This window comes from Candidatus Omnitrophota bacterium (genome assembly GCA_034717435.1).
In the GTDB taxonomy this organism is placed as follows: Bacteria; Omnitrophota; JAUWXU01; order JAUWXU01; family JAUWXU01; genus JAYELI01.
Genome location: JAYELI010000045.1, coordinates 22,491 through 29,029 on the forward strand (window position 1 = coordinate 22,491; position 6,539 = coordinate 29,029).

The window sequence follows — 6,539 nt, forward strand, 5'->3', positions numbered from 1 at the left end:
CGGCTGCAGCAGTTCAAAACCTGTAACTGGATCCAGAGCGTAAACTGCCCTGGTATCAGTCAATTATGTTTTGGTTCCTTTACAAACAAAAGGGGAAATACAATATCGCTTACGCAGCAGGGTATCCATACCGCTAAAAATAGAAAAATAAAAACAATTACATAGTGCAGCCAATGCAGCCCTTGCCCTAGTGCCATAATTATATGAAACAACGAAGCCGCTGTGCTTAACAAAACATGCCCGGAATGTGTAATTTTTGTTTCCGGATTAAAATATGCTATCGCAACACCTAAAAATGCCAAAGGATTGATCAACCACCATTTTTCGATAAAACCTATATGAATGCCCCTGTTCGGCATCTTAAGCAAAACCTCTCCCAGGTAAGGAATAATTGAATCACTTAAGGTAGCTATTCCGATAGAACCTGTATAACCGATAATAATCAGAATCCAAAAATTACATCCGCCCCTGATACATCTGCTTCCGATGCGCGGACACTTATGAAGTTTATACATCGATGCGGTAACAAGGGCGCTTAGAACAACGTGCAGGGGATGAAGTACATAGAAAATATTATGGGAAACCCTGAAAGACACCTTCCGGAACAACAACATAATAGCTATGCCGATAATTGCTCCGAAAATTGTAAAGGGGGCATGCTGTTTTAATTCTTTATAAATTTGCGCGATCACCATAGCTTAATTTTCAAAAGCATCAACCGGCGGCTTTTCCGGCCTTGATTACCACAAATCCGCCTTTTTTAAATCCTTTTTGCGGATTTTCGATAGAATTCATTCTATCCGGCAGCTGAAATACTGCTTGGTAATAAGAAAACCGGTTAAACCCCGTAATTTTAAGCAAACCAGCAACTTCCTTGACGCTGAAAAAATTTGCCTGTTTGTAAAATATACTTTTCTTTTTCTGGTAAAATTTACCTAAAAAACTATTCTTATCTACGATGCCGACAATAATGTTTCCACCTTTCCTTAAAACTCTTCTGGATTCTTTTAAAACTTTCTCCGGGTTTTGAACAAAACACAACGTAATGACAATCATTACATAATCGAAAGCAGCATTCTTGAATGGAAGATGTTCGCCAAAACCCAGGTGCACATTTATGCCCTTCTCTTTGGCAACCCCAAGCATATTTTCTGACGGGTCAATCCCGGTTGTAATGCCCAAAGGCGCAGCGAACCTTCCCGTGCCTACGCCAATTTCCAAACCTCTGCCTTTTTTAGGCAAGACTTTTTTAATGGTTTCTATCTCCGATAAATAAGCAAACCTGTTTTTATCATACCATGCATCATATTTTTTATAATAACAATTAAAAATATCATTCATAGGTCCAGGTCCCCCCACCAACCATCGTAAAATCTCTTAAGATGTTCGTAAAGTTCTTTATTCATGACATTCCTCTTTACGTCCTTTTCTTTAAAAGAATACTTGTAGCCTGCACAGTAGGCCATAAGAATGTCATTAGCATGGGTTATCTTTTTAAATTCTTCTTCACGCTCCTTTTTTTTGCCATCGGAACATTTATCCGGGTGATGCCTTAAAGCAAGCTTTCTGTAAGCAGCCTTTACCTCTTCTAATGTTGCGTAGTCGTCTAATCCTAATAATTTTTTTGCTTGATTAATCTGTCTGAAATTTGCCATTTTATGTTCCCGTTTTATTTAACGTATTTTATAGATCAGACTTTCAGTACCTGCCCTGTTCTTATCGCAATAAAGTTATCTTCATACTCCTTATTAAAAATCTGCTCGGCTGCTTTGCCGCTGCAATGAGCGGGGCCGGCTTTCTTAATTCCCATTTGTTTAAATCTTTCAACTATCGTTTTTATGGCTTTTTCATCTTTATTTGTTAAATGAAATCCTCCGAATGCTAAATAGAACCGTTTGTTAAAAAATTTTTCTTTTATACTTTCTATCATCTTTATAATTCCAGGGTGGGCACATCCGGTAATCGCAGTAATGCCGTTCTCTGTCGTTACAACAAGCGCCTGTTCGGGCATATACCGGCCATTGTATGTTCCGGGCATTTCGCCGGTAATAAAAATATTCTTTGAAATTTCAACAAATTTATCTGCCTCTATAAGTTTTCCATGTAAATTTTCTACCTGTTTTTTGAATTCTTTGCTGAAGCCGGGACAAACGTAAACTTTAAGCCCTCTGTTTTGTTCTAATATTCCCCATAAACCACCCGTATGGTCCCAATGCTCATGAGAAATAACAACTGTTTCTATATTTGAAATGTCAACATTCATACTTTTCATATTCCTAAACAGATATTTTTCGTTTTCTCCCGTATCAAATAAAATATGGTTACCGACCAAGCAGGAAAAACCCCAGCCTACGGAAAATTTCCTGCTTAATGATTCATTATTAAAAAGTATATGAATTCTCATTTTTGCATCTTCTCCCATATACCGACAATTTCTTCTTTTGTTCCACCGTCATTATATTCTATGATTGTTTTTCCTTCAACCATCGCTTTTACCACAGATTTATTAAATCTTACCTTTCCAATAAACGAAATATTGTTTTTGCGGCAATATTTTTCTATTTTTTCCGTCATTTCAAGGTTCAAATCATATTTATTCACCACTAATTTTGTCGGAATTCCAAAATGCTTAGTAACACTGATAACCCTTCCGGCATCATGCAGTCCTGACAATGTCGGTTCGGTTACAACTAAGGCGCAATCTACCCCCGTAATAGAGGCGATAACCGGACAGCCTATTCCCGGAGCGCCATCTATAATAACCCAATCGAAGTTTTGCTTTTCTGCTATCTGTTTTGCTCTTTGCCTAACTTGCGCAACGAGTTTTCCTGAATTTTCCTCAGCAATACCAAGTTTGGCATGCACCATCGGGCCGAATCTCGTATCTGATATAAACCATTCGCCTGAAGTATTCTCTTTCATCTCTATAGCTTTTACGGGACAGGCAAAACTACAAAACGCACATCCTTCACAGAAAATTGGGTCTACTATAAAGCCTTTACTTATAGCATCGAAACGGCACAATTCGATACATTTACCGCACTGAATACAAAGTTCTCTATTAATAAATGCCGTCACTCCGCTTTTGAATATGTATCTTTCTTTTATCTGAGGCTTCAACAATAAATGCAAGTCTGCCGCATCAACATCGCAGTCAGCCATCACTTTATTTTTCGCTAAAGCAGCAAAAGCACCTGTAATTACTGTTTTGCCTGTGCCGCCCTTGCCGCTTATTACCACAATTTGTTTCATAATTAACCTTTAAAAAATGTTTTTATTTCTTTGGTTTTTCGACAACATCTTTAATTGTCTCAAACAACTTATAAAACTGCTGCCGGTATCCGGGAAAAAACTCTACAATTGCCCCGCCATTTGAATAACAGGAAGCTATTTCTTTTTTAAATGGTATTTTCATAAATATCGGTATGTTCTCCCGGCGGCAGTAATTATCTGTTTTTCTATCCCCCAAATCAGAGCGGTTAACAACAATACCAAATGGAATTTTAAGTTTCCTTACCACTTCAACCGCAAGGATAAGGTCGTTTAAGCCAAACGGAGTTGGTTCAGTGACCAGGATGCAAAAATCGCTTTTTTTTATGGCTGTAATTACCGGGCAGGATGTTCCGGGAGGTACGTCAATAATATTTACCCGAGCGGGATTGATATGTTTTTTAACCGCTTTAATCAGCGGCGGAGCCATCATCTCTGCTATGTTAAGCTTACCATGGGCAAATTGTAAATCTCTTTTGTTTCCCAATTCAACACAACCTATTTCCCTGTTAACCTCTTCTATCGCATGTTGAGGGCAAAAATAAGTGCATGAACCGCATCCATGACAAAGCTCAGGAAATATTAAAACTTTTTTATTTACAACCGCTATGGCATTATATACACAAACTGCCCGGCACCTGCCGCACCCGTCACATTTAGACTCATCAACTTTAGGCACGGGGATAGAGACAAGCTCTTTGTTTTTGATTTCCGGCTTTATAAAAATATGAGAGTTGGGTTCTTCCACATCGCAATCTAAAATCTGCGTGTTCGGAATCGACAATGCAAGATTCGTCGCAACTGTGGTCTTACCCGTTCCGCCCTTGCCGCTGGCGACAGCAATAATCATACTTATCCTATTCTCTAATCATTTTTGTTCCACACTTAGGACAATTCATAGAATAACAAGGAGCTCCCACCTGATGAGATGCCCTTGTGCCGCAAGTTGGGCACACGCATCCTCCTCCCGGCCCTGCTCCAGGGCGATTTCCGCCCATTCTGCCTCTGCCGCCGCCTCTGCCCATGCCTCTACCTGATCCCGGGCCCCGGCCGAATGGTCCTGTTCCATCTCCACCTGGCATTTTACACCCCCTTGTTTTGGAAATACTATTGTTTCTTTTATATTTTTTTCAGGTTATTTTTTTGGCGGTATGCCAAATTTTGAACTTACGCTTGGCCCTTCTGTGGGTTTCAATTCACCTTTTTTATATTTTTCCACCGCTTCTTTAACGGTACCTGATGCCCCGGTAATTATATCTATACCCGCTGATTGCAAAGTCTGAAAAGCATTAGGACCGACATTACCGGTAAGTACTGTTTTTACATTTTTTTCTGCAATAAGCTGGCCGGACTGAATTCCTGCCCCTCCCATTGCTTCGATATTCGGATTTTGCATTGCCTCGAACGCTAAAGTATCGGCATCTACAAACACAAAATACCGGCACCTGCCAAAACGAGGATCAACCTTAGAATCAAGGGTTTTTCCTTCGGAAGTAACACAAACCTTCATAGCTCCTCCTCTTAATTACTGTTTATGGTTCTCATCATCGGGATGGTCACATACGGTCTTTTCTACCCCATAACCCCTCCCCGAACCGGGACTGCATAAACTTTCACCGCCCTCCAGCGTTCCTTTTTGCAGTTTTTCTATTACATCCTCTACCCTGCCGCTGATACCAACGATTGTCTGTATGCCGAGTTCGTCAAAAAACCCCGTTGCCCGCATGCCCATACCGCCGCAAATTATGTATTGAACTCCCTGCCGGTGTAAAAACTGCGGGATAAATCCCGGTTGATGGCCCGGGTTATTGACAATCTCTTTCTTGGCCACTTTACCATTTTTAATATCAATAATGGTAAACAACGGGCAACGGCCAAAATGGGCAGACACAAAATCTCCATCTGTAGATATAGCTACCCGCATAAGCACCTCCATTTAATAGTGAATACTCAACCTGCCTGGCAACAGGCAGAAAGGAGCAGACAAGCAAGTTTTGTCTCGCCTGCTCCGTTTTAATTTGAGCATTTTTATTTATTCTTTTTTGCTGCCGATTCCAGCTCGCTAATCCGCTGGTTGACCGCCTTGATCTCTTCCTGCATTGCTTCGGCCTGTTCCTTAAGCATATCAGCTTCCTGCTGAGAAGTCAAAGACCCCCCGTAATAACTTCCTGCTTGCGGCGCTTCGTAAAAACCTGCTCCGTATGGATATGCTGCCCATCGGCCCCAGCCACGGCCTCGGCCCCAGCCGCCTCCTCGGCCCCAGCCGCCGCCAAACCTACCCCTCCAACCTCTACCAACAGCTGGGTTCATATAACCCGGCACAGGGTAACCAGCGCAATAACCGGCAGCACGGCCTGTCATCGGTCCCATTCCTCCAGGACCAGTTCCGTCTCCACCTGGCATTTTAATCACCTCCTTTAAATGAACCTATAACTTACGAAACAAAGTGAGGTAAGTTATAAATGCGAATTTATACTGAGGACGCGATGAATAACAGCGTCCGAAATATCTACTTCATTCTATGATTGGCCGCATTCACTGCATAATCCATAAAATTGGATAAGATGATTTGTAATTTTAAAATTATACTTTTGAGAAAGGACTTTTTCAGTTTTGTCAAGCAACTCCGCTTCCTCATTAATAAACTCTGTATAGTCAACGACCCTGCCGCATTTCCTGCATACTAAATGGTGATGATGCCTTTCGCCTTTAGGACCATCTGATAATTCATAGCGCGCTCTCCGATCCCCAAAATCAAACTTAAAAACAAGTCCCATCTGAACCAGTAGTTCTAAGGTGCGATAAACAGTCGTAAGCCCCACTCCGGGGTAGATCCTATGAACAGCCAGATATACATCTTCAGCACTTAAATGCTTAGACGTTTTACTTAATACGTCCAATATTAACTGTCTTGGCACTGTCATTCTGTAGCCGCGTCCCCGAAATCTTCCGTGCCACCAGGGTGGTCCTGTTCCATTTCGTCCAGGCATCGGTCATCTCCTATTGATAACGGTTTCCATTATCAAATATACCTTACAAATCCTTCTTTGTCAAGTATTTTTCAAAACAGTGTTATTTAAAAATTAAAAGTGCACAGTTTAAAGTTTAAAACTGCACACTTCCCAAGTCCTTAATTTTGTTTTTTTTAAGATAGGTGTCATCCTGAGGGAGCGTAAGCGACCGAAGGAAGTCCTGAGTATTCCCGAAGGGCGACCGAAGGAAGTCCTGAGTATTCCCGAAGGGCGACCGAAGGAAGTCCTGAGTATTCC

11 protein-coding genes are annotated in these 6,539 nt (G+C 41.3%); all 11 read right to left on the bottom strand.

The genetic code is table 11. From position 1 onward, the window contains the following. Positions 1-59: 59 nt before the first annotated feature. The 11 genes from U9Q08_03970 to U9Q08_04020 all read right to left on the bottom strand — a co-directional run bounded on the left by U9Q08_03970 (position 60) and on the right by U9Q08_04020 (position 6,194). The gene (locus U9Q08_03970; protein ID MEA3328868.1) at positions 60-692 is read right to left on the bottom strand and encodes a hypothetical protein; all 633 of its coding nucleotides are present in this window, start codon (positions 690-692) and stop codon (positions 60-62) included. A 22-nt stretch (positions 693-714) separates the two neighbouring features. Beyond that, positions 715-1,341: a methyltransferase domain-containing protein gene (locus U9Q08_03975; GenBank protein MEA3328869.1), complete on the bottom strand. Its 627-nt coding sequence runs from the start codon at positions 1,339-1,341 to the stop codon at positions 715-717. Then, positions 1,338-1,655, bottom strand: coding sequence for a J domain-containing protein (locus U9Q08_03980; protein ID MEA3328870.1), 318 nt, complete (start codon positions 1,653-1,655; stop codon positions 1,338-1,340). Before U9Q08_03980 ends, U9Q08_03975 begins: the two co-directional genes overlap by 4 nt. A 35-nt stretch (positions 1,656-1,690) precedes the next feature. Then, complete coding sequence (locus U9Q08_03985; GenBank protein MEA3328871.1) at positions 1,691-2,404, bottom strand: MBL fold metallo-hydrolase; 714 nt, start codon at positions 2,402-2,404, stop codon at positions 1,691-1,693. Next, positions 2,401-3,252 (bottom strand): ATP-binding protein, encoded by an 852-nt coding sequence (locus U9Q08_03990; protein MEA3328872.1) that lies wholly within the window; start codon positions 3,250-3,252, stop codon positions 2,401-2,403. The genes U9Q08_03985 and U9Q08_03990 overlap by 4 nt, the downstream gene beginning before the upstream one ends. Positions 3,253-3,274: 22 nt before the next feature. After that, positions 3,275-4,120 carry an ATP-binding protein gene (locus tag U9Q08_03995; GenBank protein ID MEA3328873.1) on the bottom strand — a complete coding sequence of 282 codons (846 nt, stop codon included), beginning with the start codon at positions 4,118-4,120 and terminating at the stop codon, positions 3,275-3,277. A 7-nt stretch (positions 4,121-4,127) separates the two neighbouring features. Next, positions 4,128-4,352, bottom strand: coding sequence for a hypothetical protein (locus U9Q08_04000; GenBank protein MEA3328874.1), 225 nt, complete (start codon positions 4,350-4,352; stop codon positions 4,128-4,130). 53 nt (positions 4,353-4,405) lie between these two features. Then, entirely contained in the window at positions 4,406-4,780 is a 375-nt protein-coding gene (locus U9Q08_04005) for a NifB/NifX family molybdenum-iron cluster-binding protein (protein ID MEA3328875.1), read from the bottom strand. Positions 4,781-4,795: 15 nt separating this feature from the next. Further along, positions 4,796-5,194, bottom strand: coding sequence for a NifB/NifX family molybdenum-iron cluster-binding protein (locus U9Q08_04010; GenBank protein MEA3328876.1), 399 nt, complete (start codon positions 5,192-5,194; stop codon positions 4,796-4,798). Positions 5,195-5,298: 104 nt separating this feature from the next. Then, entirely contained in the window at positions 5,299-5,673 is a 375-nt protein-coding gene (locus tag U9Q08_04015) for a DUF5320 domain-containing protein (protein ID MEA3328877.1), read from the bottom strand. A 116-nt stretch (positions 5,674-5,789) separates the two neighbouring features. After that, positions 5,790-6,194 carry a transcriptional repressor gene (locus U9Q08_04020; protein ID MEA3328878.1) on the bottom strand — a complete coding sequence of 135 codons (405 nt, stop codon included), beginning with the start codon at positions 6,192-6,194 and terminating at the stop codon, positions 5,790-5,792. Between the last annotated feature and the right edge of the window lie 345 nt (positions 6,195-6,539).